Genomic DNA, 24,295 nt, shown 5'->3' with positions numbered 1-24,295 from the left:
GAACGACGGGTGGCACATGATCTCCACCGGCTCGCGATGCACGATCGACGCGGCGCGGTCGAAGCCGGACCCGCCGCGGGCTGGATGCACGTCGTCGATCGCCCAGAACCGCTGCGTCGTGTGGAACCTGGAGGACAGCAGCCGGTGCTTGACGCGGCGGGCGACCCGCGGGCCCGCCCAGACGCGCGGGGCGTGAGGCGCCGGGCTGCGGGTCTGCCGGACCCGGCTTCCCGGGGTCAGGGCCGGGGACAGGAACACGCTCGGCGAGACGTGGACGTGGTGGTGGGAGTCCACGTGCGTCGGCGGTCGCCCGTAGATCCGGCGGAACTCGGCGAGCTGGTCACGGATGGTGAGGGTCGCAGCACGATGCGCTGCCCGGGTGAACCGCCAGCGTGCGCGGGCTGGGTCGCGGAACTGCGTCAGCGCGCGCTCATGGTGGTCCTGTGCCTTCGCGGGCACCGTCTCCCCGTCGAAGCGCTGCGAGAGGTTCAGGTGCAGGCCGGTGGGGACGGATTCCTCGCGTGCCACCTCGGCGGCGCGCTCGCTGTCGGCCATGAACACCATCGCGCTGGTCGACGTGACGGCGCCGGCGCGGAAGGCGGTCAGGATGGCGGTGGTGGCGGCGAGCGCGGCTCCCCAGTCATCGGCGTTCACGATGAGGAGTCCCCGCATTCCGCGATCCTATGCGCAAGCGCGGCAAGCGAGTACCTGTTCTCCGCGAGCGCACGGCCCGCCGGGCCCAGCCACGGCGAGCCGCCGCGCAGCACCCCGGTCAGCGCGTCGGTCACTCCCTGGGCCCCGTCCGCCACGAGGTAGTCGTGTCCCGCGTCGCCGTCCACCCCCGCCGCGCCACGCGGCGTGGTGATGACCGGTACCCCGTGCGCGAGGGCCTCGATGAGCTTGAGCGGGGACCCGCTGCCCGTGAGCAGCGGAACCACGACGCATGTCGCCGCGTCGTACAGCGGGTCCAGGTCGGGCACGAATCCGGGCAGCTCGACCCCCGGCGGCGGATCGCCGGCGTCCAGACCGAGCGCCTGCGCCGCGCCGCCGCCCGCGAGGACGAGGCGCACGTCGGGGACGACGGCCTGCAGCCGGGGCAGGACGTCCCGAACCAGGAACGCTCCGGCCTCGGCGTTCGGGGCGTAGGACCAGCTGGCCAGGAACAGCACTCGCGGCGGCGTGCCGGGTGGGGGTTCGGCGATCCGGGGCCGGATGGCCTCGACGTCGACCACGTTGGGCATGTAGCGGAGCGTCGCCGTCGGGCACAGGGCGCGCGCGCCCTCGAGGTCCGCGCGGCTGGCCATCCACGCCTCGCCGCATCGGCGCAGCAGCCGCCGTTCGAACCGCTCGAGCGAGCGGCGCGACCCGCTGTCGCCGATGTCCGCACGCAACTGCGACTCGAGGTTGTGCGCGTTGTAGATCACGCGGGACCCCAGCCGACGCAGGGCCTGCGCCTCGATCGGGCCGTCGGCGACCAGGCGGACATGTTCGTCGCCGTCGGTCAGCTCCACCGTCCGCGCGACGAGCTCCCGCGAGATCCCGCGAGCGAAGTCCTTCGGCGTGCCGCGCAGCCGTGCGGCGGCGTAGCTGACCGCGCGGCCCACGCCGCGAGACGGGACGACCGGGTGGTAGCGCACGTGCTCGAGCGCGCGGAACGCGGCGTCGGGCTCCGGGGCGCCGTGCACGGTGTGCACGACGTCGACGGGACCGGACCGGGCCAGCGCAGCCACGATCCCGTAGGTGCGCAGCGCGCGACCGGTTCCGAGCGTCGGCGTGCCGGTGGTGACGACGACCGACCTCACGCCGGCACCGGGTCGCGCGTCTCGTCGTGCAGCCTCGTGGCACTGGTCGCGGCCGGGGCGGTCGTCCCCAGGATCCTGGCCCCTCGGACGACGCTCCGCAGGACCATCTGCGCGCGGGTGCGCAGTCCGCGCTCGTCGCAGACGACCGCGTCGATGCGCCGCACCTGGCGCTCCCGGTCCAGGGCGCGGGCGAGTCCGAAGAGGCCGGTGGAGGGCAGCGGCACCACGCGCAGCCGGTCCGCGTGGACGAGCGAGCCGTCGCGTGGCGGCGAGGGCACGAGCGTGTCGGCGCTGCTGCTCAGCAGGACGACGTCGGCGCCGGCGGCAGAGGCCTCCAGCAGCCACGACGCCATCGCCGCCGACCCGGCGGGCGTGGTCGCGAGTCCCACGAGCCGCACCGGTCCGCCCGGGGGCGGCTGGACGCTGTAGTGGCCGCGCGACCGGTCTGCCGTGCCGGCTCCGCGACGCGCCGCCAGGACCCACACGGCGACGTCGACCGCGGTGTCGATCCCGACCTTCACGACGCCGCGCCAGCCGTCGCGCCACGCGCCGTCGGCCACGAGGCGGTACACGGCCTTCGCAGCCGGCCGCAGCAGCGCACCGCGCAGCACCGCTCCTGGCGTCGGACGCAGCTGGAAGTGGGAGGCCTCCAGCCGCGCGTAGCGCCAGGCGTCCTCCCGCGCCTCCCGCCACGTCGATGCGAGCTCGTGCGTCATGTCGCCGCGCATGGCCCACACCGTGGTCGACGCGACGAGACCCTCGTGGACGGCGCGGGCCTCGTCGTGGCGGTAGGCCGTACGGCGGAAGAGCCTGTACCGGTAGCCCGGGTACTTCGCCGACTGCTCCAGCCAGCCGCCGAGGAACCGGTGGCGCATCGGCAGCGCCACCAACGGGTGCGCGCCGCTCAGGGAGGGGTCGTCGAGGAAGGCGCGGATCTCGCACGCCAACTCCGGCGTGATCGTCTCGTCGGCGTCCACCTCCAGGATCCAGTCACCCGTGGCGTGATCGATGGCGACGTTGCGTTGGGCTCCGAACCCCGACCAGGGGTGCTCGACGACCGTGGCCCCCGCGTCGCGCGCGATGGCGACGGTCCGATCGGTCGAGCCCGAGTCGACGACCACGACCTCGTCGCAGAACGCCACGCTGGCCAGCGCGTCGGGCAGGCGTCGCTCCTCGTCGCGGACGATCAAGCAGGCGGAGAGGCGGGCTCGCCCTCGGTCACGGTCCGAGTCTGGCTGGGCGCTCTGCTCCACGCGGCGAGTCTACGTCGGTCGCAACGCGGCGTCCCGTTACGATCCCGCGCGTGTCCCCCTTCTGGCTCTGGATGCAGGCACTGATCGTCGTGTTCGTGCTCGCCAGCATCATCATCGCGATCACCAAGCTCGCCTGACCCGCGGCGAGCCGACCGTCTCACGCGTCAGCGGCCGCTGCCGGTCCTGGCCCGCAGCCGTCCGAGGACCCCGCCCCGGCTCGGCTTCGGGAAGGTCACGGGCGCCATGGGGATGCGGTCGCCGCCCAGGATCGCGGCGGGCACGTCCCGGCCGAGCCACTCGGTCAGCGCCGGGTCGAGCCCGGCCGCGAGCAGGTGCTCGCGGATGCCGGGCGGGCGGCGTCGCAGATCGTGTGCGTCGCTGGCGACGCTGTGCACGAGCCCCTCGGCCAGGAACTCGCGGGCGACCTTCTCCACCTCGCGGCCGAAGCTCCCGACGAAGGCGCCGGCGGTCAGCGAGGTGAGCATGCCCTGCGACACGTACGCGGACAGGCGCTCGGGCTCACGGTGGAACGCGGGGCAGCGCTCCGGGTGGGCCAGGACGATCCGGTGCCCGCGCGCCTGCAGGACGTCGAGGACCGGGGCGAACGCCGCGGCGCTGGGCGAGAAGGGGCACTCGATGAGCAGCCAGGCACTGCCGCCGAGCTTCAGCGCGGCGAGATCGCCGTTGTCGAGGGCGTCGACCCTCGTCATCGCGATCTCGGCGCCGGGCAGGACCTCCAGCGGGACGTCTTCCTCCGCGAGCCGGGCCCGCAGGGCCTCGACGGCCGGCAGCAGGTTCGCAGGGCCGTTGTCCTGGTAGTCCCAGGAGACGTGTGACGTCGCGACGACCGTGCTGGTGCCGGCCTCCACGTGGGCACGCGCGAGCGCGACCGCGTCCTCCATGGTGGCGGGTCCGTCGTCGACGCCGGGAAGGATGTGGCAGTGGAGGTCGATCACGGAAGCAGGGGGCGCAGAAGAGGGCTCAGGGTGTCACATCCGCCGGGTGTGCGGGACATCACCCGCGCGCTACGGGCTTGCGGTTAGGGTTGGACCATGTTCACGTCGATCGTCGTCGGTACCGATGGGTCCGATACCGCACAGAAGGCCGTGGGGCGCGCCGTCGCCCTCGCCGCCCAGCTCGGGGCGCGCCTCGAGATCGTCAGCGCGTACGAGCCCGTCTCGGGGCAGCGCCTGCGCGAGGAGCAGCAGCAGGTCCCCGGCGACCTGCAGTGGATGATCACGCCGCGCGAGGACGTCGATGCGACACTCGAGAAGGCCGCCGAGGACGCCCGGGAGAAGGGCGTCGTCGACGTCCGGGTGCACGCGCGGCAGGGCGATCCGGCCGACGCGATCCTCGACGTCGCCGAGGAGCTCGATTCCGATCTCATCGTGGTCGGGAACAAGGGCATGACCGGAGCCAAGCGGTTCCTCCTGGGCTCGGTGCCGAACAAGGTGAGCCACCACGCACCCTGCAGCGTCCTGATCGTCCGGACCATCTGACGCGGGCGGCGAGCCGATCGGGCCCACCGGGTCCTCCGATCGGACGAGCCGCAGCCATCGACAGGGGGACCCGGCAACAGGCTCCCGAACCCTTCTGTTTCAGGAGGTTTGGTACCCCCAGGATCGCGGAAGATTCCCTGCATGGAAGCAATGGCTCGGCAGGGAGTCACGATCGCCTTCCCCCAGCGGGAGTCGGCTCCGCAACCCACCGCAGGCGTCGTCGCCCTCCAGCGGCCCGTTCGCGAGGACGGCTGGCCGATGTCCGCCCAGCTCACCGCCCGGGGTGCTCACCAGCGCGACGAGCCGGTGAGCGTCGTCGTGCTCCGCGTCGACCCCCGCCGTGGAGGCCTGCGGCGCCGTCGCGGAGGCATCGAGCTCGACAGCGCGTTCATCGTCCCGCAGTGGCGCAACGAGCTGGCCGCGGACGACGTGCTCGTCCCGCTTCCCGAGGGTCGCGTCGGCCTGCTCATGCCCTCGTCCGGCCTGGACGAGGCCTTCGCCTTCGTCGATCGGCTGCGGTCCCGCTGCGGGCGCGCCGTGACGCTGACCGCGGCGGTCGCCGCGGTGCGCACCTCCGAGTCCCTCACCGAGGCGTCCCTCCGTGCCGAACGAAAGCTCTCCCGTTTCACCCGCTCCGGGGCATCCGCCCTCGCGGTCTGAGAACCCACCAACCGATCTCGGCGTCCGCGTCCGCGATTCGCCCAACCCCATGCTCCTGGCAGGGAGGAGACCATCATGCTCATGACCACACACCAGATCCGTCGCATCGCCCTCACCGCAACCACAGCGGTGCTCGCGATGGCCGCACCGGCCGTTGCGCAGGACGACCTCAGCGACTACACCTCGACCGTCCCCACGGTCACGACCCCGACGTCGACGACCGAGGCCCAGTCGACCAAGCCGACCACGACCAGCAAGGGCACCAGCGAGGTCGCACCGACCCGTGCCTCGGGTGGCGTTGCCGGCACGCAGCAGAGCGCCGCCCCGGCGGCAACCGCGGCTGCGACCGGCACGACCCCGAGCCAGCTCGCCTTCACCGGCGCCGAGCCCCTGATCATCGGAGGCTTCGGTCTGCTCCTCATGGGAGGCGCGGTCGTGTTGCAGCGCCGTCGCCGCGCCACGTCGCGGTAGCCCGCAGAGCAGCGAACGTCCCAACCCCACCCCGTCGTACCCCACCCGGTCACGGTCTCCCCAGCCGTGACCACCCGGTCACGGTCTCCCCAGCCGTGACCCACCCGGCCGTCTCGCGTGACCGGGTATCCCGACGCCCGCCTCGGAACTCCGGTCCGCGGCGGGCGTCGCGGCGTCCGCGGAGCGGACCCGGAGGCGGACGGGTGCCCGTGCCGTGACCGGGCGCCCCGGGTCAGCGCGACGGCGTCGCGACGGGCGGCGGCAGGATCGGCCTCGTCGCCTTGCCGGCGTTCAGCAGGCCCGCTCCGTAGCGGCTGTCGTGGCCCGGTGCGCCGAGGTCCGTCGCCGTCGCCTCGAGGTGCTTCTCGACCTTCGAGGGACTCGGGTTGCGTCCCAGGACGCGGGAGGACAGCACGAGGGCGGCCGTTGCCGAGACGTGGGGCGCGGCCATCGAGGTGCCCTGGTAGTCGCCGGGCAGCCCGAACGTGCGCCGGCTCTTGCCCTTGAGGGTGATCTGGAAGATGTCGCGACCCGCGGCCTGGTCCGGCCGGCAGTTCGGGTCGTCGGCGTACGCGGCGTCCGCACCGCCGCCCGGGGCGACGATGTCGAGCCCGCTGCCGACGTTCGAGAAGTCCGAGAGGCACCCGCGCTCGGTCGTGGCGCCGACCGAGATCACGTTGGCGGCCCGGGCGGGATAGGCGATGGCGCGGTGCCCTTCGTTGCCCGACGCTCCGACGATGATCGCGCCCTTCGCGTGGGCGTAGCGGATCGCGTCGATCAGCTCCGGGATCTGGCGCGCGGTCACGTCGCTGGAGAACTCGAGGCTGAGGTTGATGACGTCGGCCCCCTTGCGCGCGGCGAAGCGGACCCCGTCGGCGATGTCGCTCGCGTCGCCTTCGCCCTGGTCGTCGAGGACGCGCACGGGCATGATCCTCGCGCCGTAGGCGAGACCGGTCAGGCCGTACCCGTTGTTCGTCTGCTCGGCGATCGTCGACGCGACGTGCGTGCCGTGGCCGTTGCTGTCGTTCGGGTAGGGGTCGCGGTCGACGAAGTCGTAGCCGCGCACGAACTGCCGGGTCTGCAGGTCCGGGGACTTGAGGAACGGCTTGCGCGCCCGGTAGGCGACCCCGGTGTCGAGCACCGCGACGGTCACGCCGCGACCGCCGTAGCGCTTGACCGCGGCGAGGTTCGACCACGCCTCGGGCGCGTTGACGGAGAACGGGCCGATGAAGTTCCACTGGACGTCCCGCCAGCCGCCGGGCGTCTTGCCGCGCCCCGGGTCGTTGGGGATGTATCCCGCGGCACGGGCCTTGACGTTGGGCACGGCGTAGACGACGTTGTCGCGCTGCCTGATGGCCCGGATCGCCTTGTCGATGTCGCGCACGCGGACCACGCGGTGACGGGCGCGTCTGCGGGCGCTGCTCACCGCGCGAGGACCGTCGCCCACCGTCTGTCCGGCCGGGATCTCGCCGACCACGACCTCGCCGGGCACGACCTCGACCGCGTGGGCCGGGGCGGCGCCGATCGCGAGCCACACGCCCACCCCGACGAGCACCGCTCGGGCGGCGTGGCTGCTGGTGTGGGAGGGCATCGTGATGGGTGGCATGGACCTGCTGACACCCCTCCAACAACGCGCGTGGGCCGGAGTTGTGCGCCTTCAGCGATGATGACGCATCAGGTGACCGGCGTGGGCCATGCACAAGACCATGCGATCGGCATGCGCCTCGCGCTCGACGAGGCCCGATCGGCACTCGCCCACGACGACGTTCCCATCGGTGCCGTGGTGCTCGCCGACGACAGCCGCATCCTCGGCCGCGGGCACAACGAGCGCGAACTCCAGGCGGATCCCACCGCCCACGCCGAGATCCTGGCGCTGCGGCGCGCCGCGCAGAGCGTCGGCTCCTGGCGTGTGCTCGCCGCCACGCTGTACGTCACGCTCGAGCCGTGCGCGATGTGCGCGGGCGCGATCGTCCTGAGCAGGGTGCCCCGGGTGGTCTACGGCTGCACGGATCCGAAGGCCGGGGCGGCCGGGAGCGTGCTCGCCGTCCTGGCCGAGCCGCGTCTGAACCACCGTCCGGAGGTGGTCGCCGGGGTGCTGGCCGACGAGTGCGCCGAGTTGCTGCGGACGTTCTTCCGGGAGCGCCGGACGCGCTAGCGTCGGTGGTGATGCGCCGCCGATCTGCCACCGCCGCCTGCGCCGTCCTGGTGACGCTGCCGGGCGCGTTCGCCGGTACCGCGGACGCGAAGGACCTCCATCGCGCCCGGGAGCGGGCCGTGTCGTGGGCGGTCGCACAGGCACCCCACCGGGAACGCGGCACGACGAACTGCTCGCCCCGGATCGACCGCTGGGTCCGGGACATGGGCCTGCGCGTGCCGCCCTGCCGGCCGTGGTGCGGCGCGCTCATCCACCAGGCGTTCCGGCGGGCGGGGGTGCGGCTCAGCGTGCGCCTGATCGATCCCGACCGCTCGTACGCCGACGCGGTGGCCCGCCGGCGTGGGCTGCGCGCCATCGCGATCGGGCGGGTGCGCAAGGGCGATCTCCTGTTCTTCCGCTTCCGCGCTGGACTCCGCGCGTCGCACGTGGCGCTGGTCCGCGGAACGCCCAAGGGCGGCAAGGTCCGCACGGTCGAGGGCAACGTGGCCCACGCCGTGCGGTTGAAGACCCGCGGCCTGCGCTACGCCGTGCTGGCCGCGAGGGTGGTCGGCTGACCCTCGGCCGTCGCGTGACGGTCGACCCACTCGCTGATCGTCCGGACGATCAGGCGCGGGTCGTCCCACATCGGCACGTGCCCGCAGCCGGGCAGGACCCGGAACTCGTTGCCGGGGATCTCCCGGCGCAGTCTGGGGGAGTGCAGGGGCATCGGCAGGATGCGGTCGTACTGCGGCCAGGCCAGCAGCACCGGGGCGCGGACGGCGTCGAGGCCCGAGAGGACCGGGGTCCCCGCCTCCAGCGCCGAGATGACCCGCTCGCTCACCGCGCACTGCAGGGACTCGCGCACGAGATCGACGGCGTCGGCGGGCTGCACGAGCTCGCCGTGGCGCATGATGTCGCGGAAGGCCAGCTTGCGGGCTCCCGGCCGGGCCAGCAGCTTGGGGGCCCGGGGGGCGGCGGCCCGCGAGAGCTTGATCGTGCGGGTGAAGAACCTCGCGAGGCGCTGGGACTCCGCGTGGCCCGGCTCCCAGCCGCCGCCGGGCGCGAGCGCCACGACGCTGCGGGCGCGACCGCGCTTGGCGAGCTCGATCGCCAGGGCGCCGCCCATGCTGTTGCCCACGAGGTGGGCGGACTGCACGCCGAGGTCGTCGAGGTGACCGGCGAGGTGGTCGGCGGCAGCCTCGAGGCTGAGGTCGTCGGCCTCGAACAGCGGCCCACCGGCGTGGCCGGCGAGCGTGGGGGCGATGACCTCGTAGCGGCCTACCAGGTCGGCCAGGACGGGACGCCAGTGGTGCCAGGTACCGGTGAAGCCGTGCAGGAGAACGACGGGCTCCCCGTGGCCGGCGCGGTAGAGCGCGGGAGTGATCTCGGGCATCGGGGAAGGGTAGCGACCGAGCGGCTGTTCGGTCCGTCGAGCGAACGTCGGTGTTCACGCGCTAGGCTCGGGGCATGGCTGGTCTCCCCGCGATCCCGGGTCTGAAGGAGCTTGCGGCGCTCGCCGCGAAGCCCGTCGGCCTCGTCAACGATCTGTCCAACCGGCCCGTCGTGCTCCGCCCGATGGATCTCCTCCGTGGCCCCGGGTCCCTGGAGCAGGCCGTGCGCGACCGGGTGATCGTGGTCACCGGCTCGTCGTCGGGTATCGGGCAGGAGGCGGCGCGCCAGATCGGGGCGGCCGGCGGCACGGTCGTGCTGCTCGCCCGGTCGCTCGACAAGCTCCAGGAGCTGGCCGTCGAGATCGAGCAGGCGGGCGGGACCGCCGATCCGCGACGCTGCGACCTCTCGGACTTCGACGCGCTCGACGAGGTGGCCGCCGGAGTCCTCGCCGATCACGGCAAGGTCGACGTCCTGGTCAACAACGCCGGCCGGTCGATCCGCCGGTCGGTCGCGCTGTCCTACGACCGGTTCCACGACTACGAGCGCACCATGCAGCTCAACTACTTCGCCGCGGTCCGGCTGATCCTCCGGTTCCTTCCGGGGATGCGCGAGGCCCACGGCGGGCACATCATCAACATCTCGTCGGCCGGTGTGCAGACCCGCACGCCGCGCTTCGGCGCCTACATCGCCTCGAAGGCCGCGCTGGACACGCTGTGTGACGCGCTGCAGGCCGAGGTCCGCGACGAGAACGTGCGGTTCACGACCATCCACATGCCGCTGGTGCGCACGCCGATGATCGCGCCGACCAAGATGTACGAGCGGTTCCCGGCGCTGACCCCGGAGCAGGCGGGAGCGCTGGTGGCCCGAGCCGTCATCCACCGGCCTCGCCGCCTCGGCCCGCCCTTCGGCAGCGCGGCCGCGTTCATCGACACGCTCTCGCCGGACACGATGGACCTCGTGCGCAACCGCGGGTTCAAGATGTTCCCCGACTCGCGTGCCGCGAAGGCCGACGTGCCCGCGGAGCCGGCGGCGTCCCCCGGGACCGATGAGGACGGGACGCCCAACGCGACCGGTGTCGCGTTCGCGAACCTGACGCGCGGCACGCACTGGTAGCGCCCGGCGGGTCAGCTGCTGGGCCGCTCCTCGGCGGTGACGCTGAAGTTCGTGAGGGTCACCGGACCGAAGGACGTGAGCAGCGCGACATCCGTCGCGTCGCGGCCACGTCCGACGACGACCCGCCCCGACCGGGGCTCGTTGTTGCGGGCGTCGAACGTGTGCCAGCCGTCCGCGAGGTAGACCTCGAACCAGGCGGCGAAGTCCATGCCCTCCGCGGGCGGGGGGACGTCGACCGCCGGCAGATAGCCGAAGGCGTACCGGGCCGGGATGTTGAGCGCCCGGCAGTACGTGATCGCCAGGTGGGCGAAATCCCGGCACACGCCCTGGCCGGCGCGGTTGGCGTCGACGGCCGTCGTCCACGGGTTCGACGCGCCGCTGACCCATTCGAGATGTCCGTGGACGTGGTCGACGATCGCCTGCACGCGCGACCACCCGGAGGGCAGGCTCCCGAACAGGTCCCAGGCCTCCTGGCCGAGCTCGTCGGGCAGCACGAAGCGGCTCGGCAACACGTACGCGAGGACCTCGTCCGGCAGCTCGTCGATCGGGACCTCCCGCGCGTCCGGAGCGATGACGTCGTCCGGGCGCGACAGGCACAGCTCGGACCGGTAGGCGAGTCGCGAGACACCGACCGGGATCGTCAACCGCTCGCAGCGGTTGCCGTAGTGGTCGACGTAGCTGTGGTGGTCCGAGTGCGTCTCCCACTGCTCGATGTCGAGCCGCACGCGCGGGTCGGGCGCGGGGGCGACCTGCATGATCGCCACCGTCGGCTGGGAGGTCTCCACGACGAACTCGCAACCCACGAGCAAGGGCAGGTCGGCGTCTCCGCGCATGTCAGGCGGCCTGCCTGCGGATCCGCTTCCAGCCCTCCCAGAGGGCAGGGAGGTAATCGACCAGCGGGGGGATCACGATGCCCGAGCCCGCCAGGGCGGCCCGGGTCCTCGTGGTCTCGAAGTGGCAGCGGAAGGGTGCCGCGTCGATCAGGCCCGGCGACACGCCGATCGCGGTCAGGGTCTTGTCCCGCACGCCGCCCACCACCGGCAGGCGTCCGGCGATCTGCCCGGCCCAGAACGCGATCGAGCCGGTGATCTCCGGCAGGGCCGGAACGACCCGCGGACCCCCCGCGTGGGCGCACAGCGCGGCGAGGATCTCGTGGACCCGCTCGTCCTCGGTCGCCGTGAGCCCGAACGTGTCGCCGTGGCTGGGGTCGTCGGTGAGCGCGATGTGGGCGATCGCCTCGGCGCAGCGGTCCACGGGGACCGTGGGGAGGCGGCCCATCCGGGGCACGGGCACCACCGCCAGCGAGGGCATGCTCCTGAGCGCGGCCGCGAGCGGGAAGAGCGCGTAGACGCCGTCGAGCTTGTCGGTCTCCCCGGTGTCGGTCGTCCCGACGACCGCGCCCGGGCGGTAGATCCGGAACGGCATCGCGGCGGTGTCCCGGACCAGGACCTCGCTCTCGAACTTCGACGCGTGGTACGGATGGGTGAACACCTGCCCGTGGCGGGGGTCCGCCTCGGGGAACGATCCCTCGTAGGTGCCCGCTGCCGCGACCGAGGAGATCATGTGGAACGTGCCGGCGTCGTGGGAGGCCGCGAAGTCCAGGACGCGCCGCGTCCCCTCCACGTTCGCCTCGGCGAGCTCGCGCGCATCGGCGTCCATGTCGTAGATCGCGGCGAGGTGCACGAGGTGCTCGATGGGCGCGCCGAACGCGTCGAGCGTGAGCCCGTCACGCGAGATGTCGCCGGGCACGGGGATCAGGCGGGAGTCGTCCGCGCCGAGATCCTGGGCGATCCGCAGGAGCCGGTCACGGGACTGCGGGCGGACGAGCGCGTGGACCGTCGCGCCGCGCTCCAGCAGCTCCCTGATCACGAACCGGCCGAGGAAGCCGGTGCCGCCGGTGACGAAGCATGTCGAGGCCATGGCGCGATCCTCGCACGTCGGGCTGGTGGGGGGTCCTGCCGGAGGAGGACGTAGATTTCCGCGGCATGACCCTGGTGCTGGTGATCGAGGACGACCCGGACGTCGGCCGGCTCGTGACCCGGCTCATGGAGCGCTCCGGTCACGACGTGCGCCTGTGCGCGGACGGCGAGGCGGGACTGCGCGCGTTCTTCGAGCAGCGCCCCGACGTGGTCGTGCTCGACATCGGCCTGCCCGGGATGGACGGCTGGCAGGTGCTCGAGCGCGTGCGTGAGCTGAGCGACGTGCCGGTGCTGATGCTGACCGCCCAAGGGGACGAGCTCGACCGGGTGCGCGGGCTGCGCAGCGGCGCCGACGACTTCGTGTCCAAGCCGTTCGGGCGGCAGGAGCTCGCGGCCCGGGTCGATGCGCTGCTGCGCCGGGCGGCGCTCACGACGACCGCCGACGGTCGCGACGAGGGCCTGGACGTGTACAGCGACGCGGCGCTCACCGTGGACCATCGTCAGCGCACGGTCGTGGTCGGCGGCGAGGAGCTGCGCCTGACGCCGACGGAGTTCCGGCTGCTCGCGGCCTTCGTCCGGAACCCCAACCAGGTGCTCAGCACCGACCAGATCATCGACCTGGTGTGGGGCGACCCGTACATCCAGCGCGAGCAGGTCAAGCTCATCGTGGGCCGGCTGCGCAAGCGGCTCGACGGCCGGGTCGCAGGCGAGACGATCGAGACGGTGCGCGGGTTCGGCTACCGCTACGTGGCAGCGCGGAGCTGAGGTGGGGCCGGATCCCGCTCGTCGCGTGCGGTGACCGGGAGCACGAGGCGGAAGGTGGATCCCCGGCCGAGCTCGCTCTCGATCTCGAGCCGCCCGTGGTGGCGCTCCACGATCTCGCGCGTGATCGCCAGCCCGAGCCCCGTACCCGAGACCCCGGTCGCCGTCGAGGCCCGGAAGAACCTGTGCCCGAGCTGCGCGTGCTCCGTCTCCGGGATGCCGGGACCGCTGTCGCGTACCGCGATCACGACGTCCTCCGCGGAGCGCGTCGCGCGGACCACGACCTCGGCGTCCCCGGGGCTGAACTTGATCGCGTTGTTCACGAGGTTGGCGAGGGCCTGACGCAGGCGCTGACGGTCGCCCCGCACTGCCAGGCGCGGGCCCAGCTCGGTCCTCAGCGTGATCCCGCGCTCACGCGCCTGGGGTTCGAGCTCGCGGCACAGCTCCGTGGCGAGCGCGCCCACGTCGAGCGCATCGCGGGTCAGCTGCACGCGCCCCGACTCGAGGCTCGACAGCAGCAGCAGGTCGTTGATGATGGCCTCCAGGTGGCCGGCGTTGCGGACGATCACCTCGACCGCCTCGCGCTGGCTCTCACTGAGCGTGCCGGCCTCCTCGGTCAGCTCGTCCGCGAAGCCCATGATCGAGGTGAGCGGCGTGCGGAGCTCGTGCGAGACCGTCGACACGAAGCGGCTCTTCAGCTCGTCGAGCTCACGCAGGTCGGCGACCGTCCGGCCGAGCCGACCGGCCATCTCGTTGAAGGCCTCGGCGGCGACGCGCGCCTCCATGACGCCGGCGACCGGGGCGCGGGCCGCGAGATCCCCGGCCCCGAACGCGCCGCTGGCCGTGGCGAGACCTTCGACCGGATGCACGACCTGCCGGCGGAGGACGCGCAGCAGCAGGAACCCCACGGCGACGGCGGTGAGGCTGAGCAGGGCGATCACCGACAGGCCGACCGCCTGCACGAGACCCGCGCGGTCCTGCTCGTCGCGCAGGCGCTCACGCTCCCGGGCCGAGAGGTCGGCGATGCGTCCGCGGATGGCGTCGATCTGGGCCTTCCCGACGCCCGCCACGATCATGGGCTGGGCCCCGGACCGGTCGCCCGCGGCGATCCGGGCGAGCACCGGCTCCGCGAACGTCGTGCGCCAGCGGGCGAAGCGCGTTCCGAGGTCGCGAGCCTCCGCGCGATGCTCGGCGGGCATCCGCTCCGTGACGCGCCGGACGCCCTGCTCGACGCGACGCTCTCCGGCGAGGTACGGCTGCAGGAACGCCAGGCGACCCGACAGGATGTAGCCCCGGAGGCCCGTCTCGGCCGAGAGGACCTCGCCGCGCACCGCCTGCAGGTCCAGGAGGGTCTCGCTGACCTCGTCGGACCGCTGCTCGACCTTCTGGCCGGACACGACCACGCCGACGCTGACGGTGACCAGCAGCGCGGCGACGAGCGCCTCGATGATCACCACCCTCCGGACGAGGCGGTCGAGGCGAAGCGCGCGCACCTAGGAGTCCAGGTCGTCCGTGGAGGGTCCGGCGACCGGGAGGGCCAGCGTGGCGCCGCAGCTCTGCGGGCCGTGGCGCACGTCGAGCCGGCCCTTGTGCAGCACGACGACCGCGCGCGCGATGGCGAGTCCGACGCCGGCGGGTGCGACCGGAGCCTCGAGGACCAGGAGCGCGGTGTCTGCTTCGCGGCGCACGGTGAGCGCGACCGTACCTCCTCGTGGTTCCAGCACGTCGCGCAGCAGCCCGCGTACCGCGGTCCTGACCCGGCGGCGGTCGGCGACGATCCGGACCGGCTCGTCGCCGTGCTGGACGACGCCCTCGGCACGCTCGCCGAGCTCGTGCAGCACGTCCCGGACGAGCTCTGTGAGATTGAACTGCTCGGGGGCCAGCGCGGTGTCCGCCGTCTCGGCGCGCGAGCCGAGCAGCACGTCCTCGACGAGATCGACGAGCCTCGCGGTCGAGCGGTCGATCGCCTCCGTCGCCTCGCGGCGATGCTCCTCGTCGTCGTCCAGCGGGTCGAGCAGCTCCTCGACCTGACCCTTGAGGGTCGTGAGCGGCGTGCGGAGCTCGTGGGAGGCGATGCCCACGAAGCGACGCTGCATCCGGGCCAGCTCCTCCCGCTCCCGCTGCATGCCCAGCTCGAGGTCCACCCAGTGGGCGAGCTGCTCGAGCACCTCGCGCTGCTCCGGGGTGAGCTCTCGTGGCGTCGAGTCGGTGACGCAGAGCGCTCCGACCGGCGAGCCGTCACGAGCGTGGATCGGCGCCCCGGCGTAGAACACGATGCCGGGCGGTCCGGTGACGAGCGGGTTGTCCGCGAACCGCTCGTCCACACGGGCGTCCGGGACGACCAGCGGGCGGTCGTCGACCAGCGTGAAGCGACAGAACGACTGCTTTCGCGGGACCTCCGGGACCCTGCCCTCGGGTGGTCCCGCGAACGACTTCGCCCACTGGCGGTCGCGGTCCACCAACGTGATCATCGCGTTCGGCGCGTCCAGGACCTGGGCGGCCATGCGGGTGATGCGATCGAAGCGCTCCTCGGGGGCGGTGTCGAGGATCTCGAGGTCGTCCAGCGCGAGCAGGCGGCGTGCCTCCGACTGGTCCGGCAGCATCACCGGATCTCCGTGAGCGCCAGCCGGAAGGTGACGTCCGCGCCCTGGTAGACGTTGTCCCCGCTCGTCGGTGACGGGGGCGGCCCGCCGTCGGGGAACGCGAGCGTCACGAGCCACGTCCGGCTTGCGCGGGCCGGGACGACCGGCAGCGCGGTGGGACCCGCGGCAGCGAGGGGCGAGGCGGTGCGCACGGTGCCGTCGACATCGGTGATGCGCAGGATAAGCCGCTGCGACAACCGTCCGCCCAGGGATCCGGGACGGTCCGTCAACCCGGCGGGTCCGGCGACGAGGCGGGCCGGCGCCGCGCCGCTGTTGACCACGCGCACCCGCATCGTCTCGCTGGTGCCCGGGCGGACACCTGAGGTCTCGATCCGTGGGAGGGCTCCAGGGGTCCCGTCGTCGAGCGACAGCGTCCCGGCCGCACCGGCGCCGCCAACCGGCTCCGCGTCGCCCGACGTACCCGGCACGTGCCGGCGCCGCGGTCCCGCCGCAGCGATCAGCGTGACGGCGGCCTTCGTGCTGGCAGCCGTGTTCGTGGTCGCTCGGCGCGAGCCGCCGTCCGTGGACGGGGGGAGGGCGTCGCCGCCGGGCGCCGCCGAGCGCGTGCTGGGCGAGGCGGCCTCGACCGGCGGACGGACCACCTGGCCGCCCTGGCCGGGGACCAGTGGGCCGAGCGGGCCGTCGTCGATGAGCGCGCGCAGGCCTCGGTCCGCGTCACCGACGCCGGCCGTGGCGACGACGACCGCGCAGCCCCAGGCGAGGACGACCAGGGCGCGCGTGCGTGGGTGCGGATTCGTCGTCATCAGAAGTTGGCGTCCAGCACACCGGACTCGGTCACCGGGGAGGTCGAGCAGGGGTTGCCCGCGAGGTCCAAGGCCGCCGCGGTCGGGGTCCAGGCCATCGCGGTCTTGTTCGTCCGGGTGGACAGGTCGCCCGCGCCGGAGACCACCGCCCCGAGCGTGATCGTCACGCGGCTCGCGGCGACGCCGTTGACGGTGACCGAGGTGAGGACGGCGGTACCGGCGAGCACCACGGTCTTGCTCTTCTTCACCGAGTCGGTCAGCAACGCGACGGAGCCCAGGCCGGTCGGGACGAGGCCGGCCGGGTCGGCGCTGAACTGCAGGACGTCGGACGACGACGAGCCGCCGTCGAGCTTGCCGTCACGGAACCGCAGGTAGACCGGCATCGGCGTCAGCCCCGTCCAGCCGGTGAGCAGCGAGGTCGGCCGCATGGCCTCGGTGTAGGTCAGCAGGAGCGTGTCACCGCTGTCGGGGCGGCCGAGCGTCCCGGTGCCGTTGATCGCATCGATGTCGTGGCCGCGCACGGGGGTGTTGTCGATCATGCGGCCGACGACCGTGGACGACGTGGTCGTCGCGCCGGTCCCGTTGACCATGATCGCGCGGAAGTCGTAGCTGCCGTCCGGCGTCGCGCCGGCGGCCGTGTTCAGGGTGCACTCGTACGGCGCGGTCGTGTCGGTGCAGATGTCGGTCCAGGTCGTCTTGCCCGTCGGTGCGCGCTGGATGCGCACGGAGGCGACCCCCACGTTGGAGTTGGCGTTCGCCGTCAGGGTCACGGTCCCGCGCAGGAAGTCCCCCGGGTCGTTCACGGAGACCGAGGAGACGCTGTTGTCCACACGGCGGTTGGCGATCGTCGCGGAGGTGGTGGTGTTGCCGGCGACGTCGCTCGCGACCGCCCGCACGTCGTAGAGACCGTCGGCGACCGTGGTGGTGTCGAAGCGGCAGCGGTAGGGCGCGACGCTCGCGGTGCACACCGTGGTCCAGGTCGTCCCGCCGGCGGGCGCGCGCTGGATCGCGACGGTCGCGATCCCGGAGTCCTCGTCGGCCGCCGTCGCGGTGAGGTCCACGACGCCGCTGAGCGGAGAGCCCGGGTTGGTCATGGTCACGGTCGGAGCGGTGTTGTCGATGAGCACCCCCTCGATGACCGCGGTCGAGCCGTTCCCAGCGGCGTCCGTGACGGTGATCCGCAGGTCGTAGTCGCCGTTGGGGGTCGCTGCGGTCGCCGTCGCGAACGCGCACGAGAACGGGGCGGCGGTGCTGGTGCAGATCGCGGTCCACGCACCGGACAGCGCGGGGGACCACTCGTAGCGCACCGAGGCGACACCGGACCCGGTGTCGGTGCTCGCCTGGGCCAGGGTCACGGTGCCGCGGATGGCCTCGCCCGGATCGACGAGGACCGGCGTCGGGGCCGTGTTGTCGACGAGGCGGTCGGCGACGATCGTCGAGGTGGCGGTGTTGCCGGCGGCGTCAACGGCCACGGCGCGCAGGTCGTAGCGCCCGTCGGTGACCGAAGCGGTGTTCCAGGAGCACGTGTACGGCGCCGCGGTGCGGGTGCACACGTCCGTCCAGGTCGTGGTCCCGGCCGGCGAGCGCTGCAGGCGGACCGAGGCCACGCCCGACCCCGAGTCCGTGGCGGCGGCGGTCAGGATGACGCTCCCGCGCAGCGGCGTGCCCGGGTTGGTCAGCGAGACGGACGGGGGCACCCAGTCCGTCGCGGCCGTGAAGGCGTTGCCGCGGTTGGTCGAGGTGGAGGTGTAGACGGCGCCCGACGTCGCTGCCCCGACGACCAGCGCCGCGCAGAGCGCGGTGAGAGCCAGGAGCGAGCGGATGTGCGAGCGGCGTTGCACGGCGTCAGAGGTGCGCGACCACGGGGGCGACGACGTCCCGGTCCAGGGGCTGCGCGGTCGGCGTGTCCGTCCCCGGCACGGGACCGGCGGCGTCGCGGCGCGAATCGCGGACCAGGCCGGCGAGCGTCAGGAGCGCGATCAGGAGCGCCGGGCCGCCGATGACGGCCATCCGGATCTCGCGGACCGAGAGCGCGGCGAACACGTAGCCGACGTACGGGACGTGGAACTGCTCACGGGCCTGTGTCGGTGCGGTGAGGGTGAACGTCCACGGGTCGACGGCGGGGTTGTGATCGCCCTTGGTCACGTACACCCGCTCGCCGCGCGGGCCGGGCGTGATCGACGCGATGCGGTGGGTGACGAGCTCCGTCGGGCTCGCCCCGGCCGGCGGGGCGTAGGTGATGACGTCACCGACGACGAGGCTCTCGGTCGGGACCGCCTTGGCGTAGACGATCGAGCCCGTGTCGATCGTCCCCGTCATCGAGCCGGAGACGATCACGTAGCGCTCGTAGCCCAGCAGGGCGGGGACGAGCATGAGGCCGGCGAGCCCCACGCAGACGGCCAGGACGGCGGTACCTGCGAGGCGTCTCAGGAGGGTGACGGTGGCGGCCATGGGATGAGGATCGGAGGCGTGGGGAGCAGTTCGGAAGCGGTTCGGTATCAGCCGGGTATCAGCCCCGGGACGACGAAGCGGGGACCCCTGTTCGGGGTCCCCGCTCGCCGCGCACCGGATCGGTCCACCGGCGGTTCTGGGTGCAGCGGTGCTTCAGGCGGCGCTACGGGGTGACGGTCGCGTCCCACTGGTAGTCGGCCGTGGCGCTCTTGCCCTGGTCGGCGTTCGGGGCCGAGCTCTCGAGCTTCACCGTGAACTTGTACGTGTGGGCCTCGTTGGGGGCGAAGTCGCCGAGGGCGATGCCGGACGTGGCGACCTTGCCGAGATCGCCGGAGTAGACGCTCTTGTTGGCGGTCAGGTCGTCGATCTTCAGGGTCATCGAGCCGGACGTGAAGCCGTTGACCGCGTTCTTCTCCGAGAGGACGAAGGTGCCGCCCAGGGTGCCGGTGTTGGTGATCGTGACCTCGCCGGTCTTGACGTCGCCGGGCTTCATGTTGGCGCCGGTGACGATCGCCAGGCCGTTCTTGGAGTTGGACTGCACCAGCGTTCCGGACGAGAAGGTGTTGGCCGGGTTGGCGGTCTGCGACGAGAAGCTCGCGCCTGATCCGACCGCGACGCCCACGGAGGCGAGGACGGTGGCGAGGGCGGCGACGGTACGGCGGTTGTTGCGGGGCATTGTGGTCTCCCTTGGTGCTGCGGTTTGCGTGATGGGAGCACTATCGGGAGGCCGTGTCGCAGTTCGGGATCGCCTCGGTATCGATCGTGTATCGGTGCTCGCGCACGCCGGCGGCTCTCTGCGGCAGGCGCGTAGGTCGTGGCTCCGAGGAGCGGATCTCGCGTTGCGAGCACGGCTCGGGTACGATCGCTCGGCGCTGGTCCGTGCTGTGGACGGTCGGCGTCAGGGACAGCAGGAACGTCGTGTGTTGCAGGTCGCGGATCGGCCCGGGGGGCCCGAGCGCCGCGACCGGGAGTCGAAGCGAGTTGTCCCACATGATCACCCCCCGCCCCTCCTCCGCGTCCGTCCTCCCCCTGTTGGGGATCCTCGCGTGCCTCGTCGCGCCGTTCCCCGCGCAGGCCCAGAGCACCCCGCCCCACCCGGTGCAACAGGAGAACGCCCTGCCCGGCGACGCCTTCTGGCAGGGCGTCGATGCCGCCCCCGCCGACCTCGAGGCGTACGCGCTGGCCACGAGCGTGGGCGCCGGGCAGCCGCTGTCGCTCGCCGTGAAGGCCACGGCGGCCTATCGGATCGAGATCCACCGGCTGGGCTGGTACGGCGGCGCGGGAGGCCGTCGTGTCGCCTGCCTGCCCGTGGGGTGCACCGCGACACGGCCGGCGGTCGCACAGTCCCCGCCCGGCACGCCGGACGCGAGTACGGGGCTCCTCGCCGCGGGCTGGGACGTCACCGACACGTGGACCGTGCCGTCGGACGGGGTCAGCGGCGAGTACCTCGCCGAGATCGTGCTCGCCGGCGGGCCCGGCGAGAGCAGGTCCGTCCGCGTGCCGTTCGTCGTGCGACCGGCCCCGGGCGCAGCGCGGTCCGCGATCCTCAAGGTCGCCGAGAGCTCGACGCAGGTCGCCTACAACAACTGGGGTGGCCGCAGCTCCTACACCTACAACAGCACCCCGGCGCCCGCGGTCAAGCTCAGCTACGACCGCCCCCAGGCGCCCGACCCCCGCCTGCACACGACCGGCCCGGGCTACACGAACCACGCGATGGTCCGCTGGCTCGAACGGCAGGGCTACCCGATCGACTACGTCAGCGACATCGACGTCGCGCGGGACCCGGCGGTGCTGCTGCAGCACCGCAACGTCGTCGTCGAGGGTCACCAGGAGTACTGGGACAGCGCCACGCGCGACGGCTTCGACACGGCGGTCGCCCGCGGGACGAACGTCATGTTCGTCGGCGCCAACATCGGCTACTGGCAGATCCGCTACGAGGACGACTACCGGACCTTCGCGATCTACAAGTACGAGCCCGACCCGTGGCCCGTGTCGCGCGAGCGCACGACGCTGTTCCGCAACCTGGGCCGAGCCGAGTGCAAGCTGATCGGCGTCCAGTACGGCGGCCACGACACCACCAACTACACCCTGCGCGGGTACGCGTTCGACGCGGCCTCGCTGGGGGATCCGTGGCTCGCGGGAACCGGGTTCACCGCGGGGGACTCCGTGCCCGGCGTCGTCGGCTACGAGTGGGACACCATCGTTCCCGGGTGCTCGGCGGGCACCGCGACGAGGTTCTTCTCCTACGACGGCACGGCGCGGTCCGAACCCGGCGCCGACCTCGTGCGCTCGGTCGCGCCGTCGGGAGCACGGATCTTCGCGGCGGGCACCCTGCAGCTCCCGTGGACGCTGGACGCCTACCCGACCCGCCCACCCGGGGTGTCGGTCGACGCCCGTATGCAGCGGTTCGTGGCCAACGTCGTCGAGGATCTGCGCCGCCCGGCGGCGCCGGCGGCGGTGACTGCCGCGCGCGAGACCGGCGGCGTCCGGATCTCCTGGTCCCTGCCGGCCGATGACCCCCGCCTCACCTCGGTACGGGTGCTGCGTCACGACGGTCCCGACCCGTTCACCCCCGACGACGCCGGGGTCACCGAGGTCTGCTCGGTCGCGGTGAGCGCCGGGACCTCGTGCCAGGACGCGGGTGCCGCCGAGACCGGGACCTACCGGTATCTCGCGATCGCCCGCGACCGGTGGGCCTCCTCGACCGCGACGCTGTCCGCGCCGGTCGCACGCACCGCCACGACCCTCACGTTCGCCAGCACGCCCGAGGGCGTTGCGCTGACGATCGCCGGCACGGTGCGGACGAGCCCGTGGGCGGGGCAGTTCCCGATCGGCTCGACGGTGGCGATCTCCGCCCCCGCGGGCTTCGACCGCGAGGGGCGTCGCTACCGGTTCACGGGCTGGAGCGACGGCGGCGCGCGCGAGCGCAGCGCCTACGTCGTCCCCGCGCAGGACGTCACCCTCACCGCGGCGTACGAGGACCTCGGACCGATCGCTCCGGTGGCGGCCTACGGCTTCGACGACGCCTCGGGCGGGGTCGCCCGCGACTCCTCCGGCGCCGAGCACGACGGCGTCCTGCGCGGCGGGACGTGGGTCACCGGCGGTCGGCACGGGGGTGCCCTGCGGTTCGACGGGATCGACGACTGGGTGACGGTCGCCGACGACGACGCCCTGGACCTGACGGGGCGGATGACCCTCTCGGCGTGGGTGCGTCCCGAGGCGCTCGGCCGCTACGACAACGTGCTGATCAAGGAGGCGCCCGGCACGCTCGCCTACGCGTTGTACGCCACCTCGGGCGACGCGCGTCGGCCGAGCGCCTTCGCCGGGGACGCCGCGGTGTTCTCCCCGTCGGCCGTCGGCACCGGCGACTGGGTCCACCTCGCGCTGACGTCCGACGGGTCCGAGGCGATCCTGTGGATCGACGGTGTCGCCGTCAACCGCGCGCCGGTGGTCACCGCGGTCCAGCGGACCTCCGACCCCCTGCGCATCGGTGGGACGAGCGTGTGGTCGGACGAGTTCTTCGACGGGACGATCGACGACGTCCGGCTCTACGCGCGGGCGCTGACCGGGACCGAGATCGCGGCCGACATGGCCGTCGGCGTCCCGACCCCGCCGCCGTCGACCGCGGCGCCGAAGCCCGTCGCCCAGTACGGGTTCGACGAGGGACGCGGCATGGTCGCGCGCGACTCCTCCGGCAACGGCCTCGACGGGGAGCTCTCCGGCGGGGTGGCCTGGACGAGCGCCGGCTACCACGGGAAGGCGCTGCGGTTCGACGGGGTCGACGACCTGGTCACGATCGCGGACGCAGGAGCCCTGGACCTCACGACGACGGGCACCCTCTCCGCCTGGGTGCAGCTCGACGCGGCGGCCGGCGGCTACAACACGGTCGTCCTGAAGGAGGCGCCGGGCCGCGCCTCGTACTCGCTGTACGCCACCGACAGCGCCGGGCGGCAACCGCACGCGACGTTCGGCGACGTCGCGACGTACGCCCCGGACACGATCGCGCGTGACCGGTGGGTCAACCTCGCGATGGTCGCCGACGGCACCCACCTCAAGCTCTACCTCGACGGGCGCTTGGCGTCCACGACGCCGGTCGCGTCGGCCGCGCCGTCCGATGGGGTGCTGCGGATCGGCGGCAACGCCGTGTGGACGAACGAGAACTTCCGCGGGGTGATCGACGACGTGCGCGTGTACGACCGAGCGCTCACGGAGGCGCAGCTGGCCGCCGACCGCGACGCGGCGGTGCCCGACGCGGGGCCGCTCCCGGTCGCCCGGTGGTCCCTCGACGAGGTGGGGCCGGGCAGCGTGACGCCGGACGCCTCCGGCAACGGGCTGCACGGCGTCGTCCGCGGTGCGACACCGGCGCCCGACGGCCGGATCGCGGGCGCGCTGTCCTTCGACGGTGTCGACGACTGGGTGACCGTCGGGGTGGCCCCGGAACTCGACTTCAGCGGCCGGATGACGATGGCCGCGTGGGTCAAGCCCGATCAGGTCGGCACCTACGACACGGTGCTCCTGCGCGAGCGCGGAGGCTCATCGGCCTACTCCCTCTACACGACGAACGGCGGCGGTCAGAAGCGCCCGAACGCGAGCACCGACGAGACGACCGCGTACGCACCGCAGCAGATCCAGCCCGGCGTGTGGACGCACCTGGCCGCCACGTTCGACGGGTCGCGGCTGCGGCTGTGGGTCAACGGCCTCATGGTCGACAGCGTCGCCGCATCGGCTGCGCCGTCCTCCACGGGCGTGCTGCGCATCGGCGGCAACGGGGTCTGGTCCGGGGAGTTCTACAGCGGCCTCATCGACGAGGTGCGGCTGTACGACGTCGCCCTGAGCAGCGAGCAGATCGGGAAGCTGATCGACGTGCCGACCGTTCCCCCCGGTCCGGCGCCGACCGTCGCGGACAGCTCCCGACCGGCCACGACGGACCCGAACGCCGCACCGGTCGGGCCGGCCGCGTTGGTGGCGCCGTCGTCCTCGACGGCCTCGGCGGAGCGGACGCCCCGCTCGTCACCGAGGGGGTCGACGCCCTCGTCTCGCAGGGGGCGATACCTGCGTCCGCGTATCCGGGTCAAGGCCGTCCGGACTCGCGTGCGGCGGGGTCGGGCCGCCGTCCTGCGCGGGACCCTGTCGGGCGACTTCGCGCGCACCGGCGACAAGGTCGTGATGCTCGACGTCTACCGAGCGAAGCGGTGGAAGCGGGTTCGGACCGTCCGCGTCGACGCCCGCGGCAGGTTCACCGCGCGCGTCAGGATCTCCAAGCGAGCCCCGACCGGGACGATGCGCTTCCGCCTCCGCACCCTCCCGCCGCGCGGGGCGGGCATCCGCGTCGCGAGGACCGGCCGCGACGCGGCGAGGATCAGGGTCGTGCGCCGGTAGCCATCACCGGCGGGCACGGGCGGGCGACGTTCGGGGCGCGACCCTCGATACCCT

Annotated in this window: 22 protein-coding genes; 8 read left to right on the top strand and 14 right to left on the bottom strand. The window is 73.1% G+C overall.

Annotated features, from left to right (window positions below):
* From ABYE80_RS04590 to ABYE80_RS04575, 4 genes are all read right to left on the bottom strand, one after another.
* On the bottom strand, positions 1-672 hold a 672-nt coding region (locus ABYE80_RS04590; RefSeq protein WP_372789038.1), incomplete at its 3' end, for a ChbG/HpnK family deacetylase.
* On the bottom strand, positions 651-1,802 hold the full coding sequence (locus ABYE80_RS04585) for a glycosyltransferase (RefSeq protein WP_372789036.1): 1,152 nt from the start codon (positions 1,800-1,802) through the stop codon (positions 651-653). The genes ABYE80_RS04585 and ABYE80_RS04590, both read right to left, overlap by 22 nt.
* Complete coding sequence (locus tag ABYE80_RS04580) at positions 1,799-2,992, bottom strand: glycosyltransferase family 2 protein (RefSeq protein ID WP_372789034.1); 1,194 nt, start codon at positions 2,990-2,992, stop codon at positions 1,799-1,801. Before ABYE80_RS04580 ends, ABYE80_RS04585 begins: the two co-directional genes overlap by 4 nt.
* A gap of 227 nt (positions 2,993-3,219) precedes the next feature.
* The gene (locus tag ABYE80_RS04575; RefSeq protein WP_372789032.1) at positions 3,220-4,011 is read right to left on the bottom strand and encodes a tyrosine-protein phosphatase; all 792 of its coding nucleotides are present in this window, start codon (positions 4,009-4,011) and stop codon (positions 3,220-3,222) included.
* A 96-nt stretch (positions 4,012-4,107) separates the two neighbouring features.
* Here ABYE80_RS04575 and ABYE80_RS04570 point away from each other — a divergent pair, with 96 nt between their 5' ends.
* The 3 genes from ABYE80_RS04570 to ABYE80_RS04560 all read left to right on the top strand — a co-directional run bounded on the left by ABYE80_RS04570 (position 4,108) and on the right by ABYE80_RS04560 (position 5,685).
* A complete protein-coding gene (locus ABYE80_RS04570) occupies positions 4,108-4,554 on the top strand; it encodes a universal stress protein (protein ID WP_372789031.1) in 447 nt (148 codons plus the stop codon).
* Between the two features lie 141 nt (positions 4,555-4,695).
* The gene (locus ABYE80_RS04565) at positions 4,696-5,214 is read left to right on the top strand and encodes a hypothetical protein (protein WP_372789030.1); all 519 of its coding nucleotides are present in this window, start codon (positions 4,696-4,698) and stop codon (positions 5,212-5,214) included.
* A 75-nt stretch (positions 5,215-5,289) separates the two neighbouring features.
* Positions 5,290-5,685 (top strand): hypothetical protein, encoded by a 396-nt coding sequence (locus tag ABYE80_RS04560; protein ID WP_372789028.1) that lies wholly within the window; start codon positions 5,290-5,292, stop codon positions 5,683-5,685.
* Positions 5,686-5,917: 232 nt separating this feature from the next.
* Here the strand turns inward: ABYE80_RS04560 and ABYE80_RS04555 are convergent, their stop codons facing one another.
* Positions 5,918-7,291, bottom strand: coding sequence for a S8 family serine peptidase (locus ABYE80_RS04555; protein WP_372789026.1), 1,374 nt, complete (start codon positions 7,289-7,291; stop codon positions 5,918-5,920).
* 60 nt (positions 7,292-7,351) lie between these two features.
* On the opposite strand from ABYE80_RS04555, the gene tadA reads away from it, so the two are divergent.
* Entirely contained in the window at positions 7,352-7,840 is a 489-nt protein-coding gene (gene tadA / locus ABYE80_RS04550; protein WP_372789040.1) for a tRNA adenosine(34) deaminase TadA, read from the top strand.
* Positions 7,841-7,851: 11 nt separating this feature from the next.
* Complete coding sequence (locus ABYE80_RS04545) at positions 7,852-8,394, top strand: hypothetical protein (protein WP_372789025.1); 543 nt, start codon at positions 7,852-7,854, stop codon at positions 8,392-8,394.
* Here the strand turns inward: ABYE80_RS04545 and ABYE80_RS04540 are convergent.
* Entirely contained in the window at positions 8,361-9,212 is an 852-nt protein-coding gene (locus ABYE80_RS04540; RefSeq protein WP_372789023.1) for an alpha/beta fold hydrolase, read from the bottom strand. The genes ABYE80_RS04545 and ABYE80_RS04540 overlap by 34 nt on opposite strands.
* A gap of 74 nt (positions 9,213-9,286) precedes the next feature.
* On the opposite strand from ABYE80_RS04540, the gene ABYE80_RS04535 reads away from it, so the two are divergent.
* Positions 9,287-10,324 (top strand): SDR family NAD(P)-dependent oxidoreductase, encoded by a 1,038-nt coding sequence (locus ABYE80_RS04535; RefSeq protein WP_372789022.1) that lies wholly within the window; start codon positions 9,287-9,289, stop codon positions 10,322-10,324.
* 11 nt (positions 10,325-10,335) lie between these two features.
* Here ABYE80_RS04535 and ABYE80_RS04530 read toward each other — a convergent pair whose 3' ends face one another.
* Together ABYE80_RS04530 and ABYE80_RS04525 are read right to left on the bottom strand one after the other, a co-directional pair.
* Positions 10,336-11,157: a transglutaminase family protein gene (locus ABYE80_RS04530; protein WP_372789020.1), complete on the bottom strand. Its 822-nt coding sequence runs from the start codon at positions 11,155-11,157 to the stop codon at positions 10,336-10,338.
* A 1-nt stretch (position 11,158) separates the two neighbouring features.
* Positions 11,159-12,244: an SDR family oxidoreductase gene (locus ABYE80_RS04525; RefSeq protein ID WP_372789018.1), complete on the bottom strand. Its 1,086-nt coding sequence runs from the start codon at positions 12,242-12,244 to the stop codon at positions 11,159-11,161.
* Between the two features lie 65 nt (positions 12,245-12,309).
* Here ABYE80_RS04525 and ABYE80_RS04520 point away from each other — a divergent pair, with 65 nt between their 5' ends.
* Positions 12,310-13,008: a response regulator transcription factor gene (locus ABYE80_RS04520; RefSeq protein ID WP_372789016.1), complete on the top strand. Its 699-nt coding sequence runs from the start codon at positions 12,310-12,312 to the stop codon at positions 13,006-13,008.
* On the opposite strand, the gene ABYE80_RS04515 is transcribed toward ABYE80_RS04520, so the two are convergent.
* The 6 genes from ABYE80_RS04515 to ABYE80_RS04490 all read right to left on the bottom strand — a co-directional run bounded on the left by ABYE80_RS04515 (position 12,987) and on the right by ABYE80_RS04490 (position 19,538).
* The gene (locus ABYE80_RS04515) at positions 12,987-14,498 is read right to left on the bottom strand and encodes an ATP-binding protein (protein ID WP_372789015.1); all 1,512 of its coding nucleotides are present in this window, start codon (positions 14,496-14,498) and stop codon (positions 12,987-12,989) included. The two genes, ABYE80_RS04520 and ABYE80_RS04515, sit on opposite strands and share 22 nt — an antisense overlap.
* On the bottom strand, positions 14,499-15,608 hold the full coding sequence (locus ABYE80_RS04510; protein WP_372789014.1) for a GAF domain-containing protein: 1,110 nt from the start codon (positions 15,606-15,608) through the stop codon (positions 14,499-14,501).
* Positions 15,608-16,411, bottom strand: a complete 804-nt coding sequence (locus tag ABYE80_RS04505) for a hypothetical protein (RefSeq protein ID WP_372789012.1) — start codon at positions 16,409-16,411, stop codon at positions 15,608-15,610. Before ABYE80_RS04505 ends, ABYE80_RS04510 begins: the two co-directional genes overlap by 1 nt.
* Positions 16,411-18,252, bottom strand: a complete 1,842-nt coding sequence (locus tag ABYE80_RS04500) for an Ig-like domain-containing protein (protein WP_372789010.1) — start codon at positions 18,250-18,252, stop codon at positions 16,411-16,413. Before ABYE80_RS04500 ends, ABYE80_RS04505 begins: the two co-directional genes overlap by 1 nt.
* 4 nt (positions 18,253-18,256) lie before the next feature.
* Entirely contained in the window at positions 18,257-18,862 is a 606-nt protein-coding gene (locus tag ABYE80_RS04495; RefSeq protein ID WP_372789008.1) for a signal peptidase I, read from the bottom strand.
* Between the two features lie 163 nt (positions 18,863-19,025).
* Positions 19,026-19,538, bottom strand: coding sequence for a TasA family protein (locus ABYE80_RS04490; RefSeq protein ID WP_372789006.1), 513 nt, complete (start codon positions 19,536-19,538; stop codon positions 19,026-19,028).
* 314 nt (positions 19,539-19,852) lie between these two features.
* On the opposite strand from ABYE80_RS04490, the gene ABYE80_RS04485 reads away from it, so the two are divergent.
* Positions 19,853-24,241 (top strand): LamG-like jellyroll fold domain-containing protein, encoded by a 4,389-nt coding sequence (locus ABYE80_RS04485; protein WP_372789004.1) that lies wholly within the window; start codon positions 19,853-19,855, stop codon positions 24,239-24,241.
* Positions 24,242-24,295: the final 54 nt, after the last annotated feature.

Source organism: Paraconexibacter sp. (assembly GCF_041602235.1).
Classification (GTDB): domain Bacteria; phylum Actinomycetota; class Thermoleophilia; order Solirubrobacterales; family Solirubrobacteraceae; genus Paraconexibacter.
The sequence above is the reverse complement of the archived record's forward strand: the minus strand, read 5'-3'. Positions and strand labels throughout refer to the sequence as shown.

Excerpts from the sequence above, each read along its gene's own strand:
- ABYE80_RS04540 (WP_372789023.1), bottom strand. The coding sequence starts at position 9,212 with ATGCCCGAGATCACTCCCGCGCTCTACCGCGCCGGCCACGGGGAGCCC.
- ABYE80_RS04535 (WP_372789022.1), top strand. The coding sequence starts at position 9,287 with ATGGCTGGTCTCCCCGCGATCCCGGGTCTGAAGGAGCTTGCGGCGCTC.
- ABYE80_RS04525 (WP_372789018.1), bottom strand. The coding sequence starts at position 12,244 with ATGGCCTCGACATGCTTCGTCACCGGCGGCACCGGCTTCCTCGGCCGG.
- tadA (WP_372789040.1), top strand. The coding sequence starts at position 7,352 with ATGACGCATCAGGTGACCGGCGTGGGCCATGCACAAGACCATGCGATC.
- ABYE80_RS04545 (WP_372789025.1), top strand. The coding sequence starts at position 7,852 with ATGCGCCGCCGATCTGCCACCGCCGCCTGCGCCGTCCTGGTGACGCTG.
- ABYE80_RS04510 (WP_372789014.1), bottom strand. The coding sequence starts at position 15,608 with ATGCTGCCGGACCAGTCGGAGGCACGCCGCCTGCTCGCGCTGGACGAC.
- ABYE80_RS04505 (WP_372789012.1), bottom strand. The coding sequence starts at position 16,411 with ATGACGACGAATCCGCACCCACGCACGCGCGCCCTGGTCGTCCTCGCC.
- ABYE80_RS04490 (WP_372789006.1), bottom strand. The coding sequence starts at position 19,538 with ATGCCCCGCAACAACCGCCGTACCGTCGCCGCCCTCGCCACCGTCCTC.
- ABYE80_RS04565 (WP_372789030.1), top strand. The coding sequence starts at position 4,696 with ATGGAAGCAATGGCTCGGCAGGGAGTCACGATCGCCTTCCCCCAGCGG.
- ABYE80_RS04495 (WP_372789008.1), bottom strand. The coding sequence starts at position 18,862 with ATGGCCGCCACCGTCACCCTCCTGAGACGCCTCGCAGGTACCGCCGTC.
- ABYE80_RS04570 (WP_372789031.1), top strand. The coding sequence starts at position 4,108 with ATGTTCACGTCGATCGTCGTCGGTACCGATGGGTCCGATACCGCACAG.
- ABYE80_RS04485 (WP_372789004.1), top strand. The coding sequence starts at position 19,853 with ATGATCACCCCCCGCCCCTCCTCCGCGTCCGTCCTCCCCCTGTTGGGG.
- ABYE80_RS04555 (WP_372789026.1), bottom strand. The coding sequence starts at position 7,291 with ATGCCACCCATCACGATGCCCTCCCACACCAGCAGCCACGCCGCCCGA.
- ABYE80_RS04560 (WP_372789028.1), top strand. The coding sequence starts at position 5,290 with ATGCTCATGACCACACACCAGATCCGTCGCATCGCCCTCACCGCAACC.
- ABYE80_RS04520 (WP_372789016.1), top strand. The coding sequence starts at position 12,310 with ATGACCCTGGTGCTGGTGATCGAGGACGACCCGGACGTCGGCCGGCTC.
- ABYE80_RS04530 (WP_372789020.1), bottom strand. The coding sequence starts at position 11,157 with ATGCGCGGAGACGCCGACCTGCCCTTGCTCGTGGGTTGCGAGTTCGTC.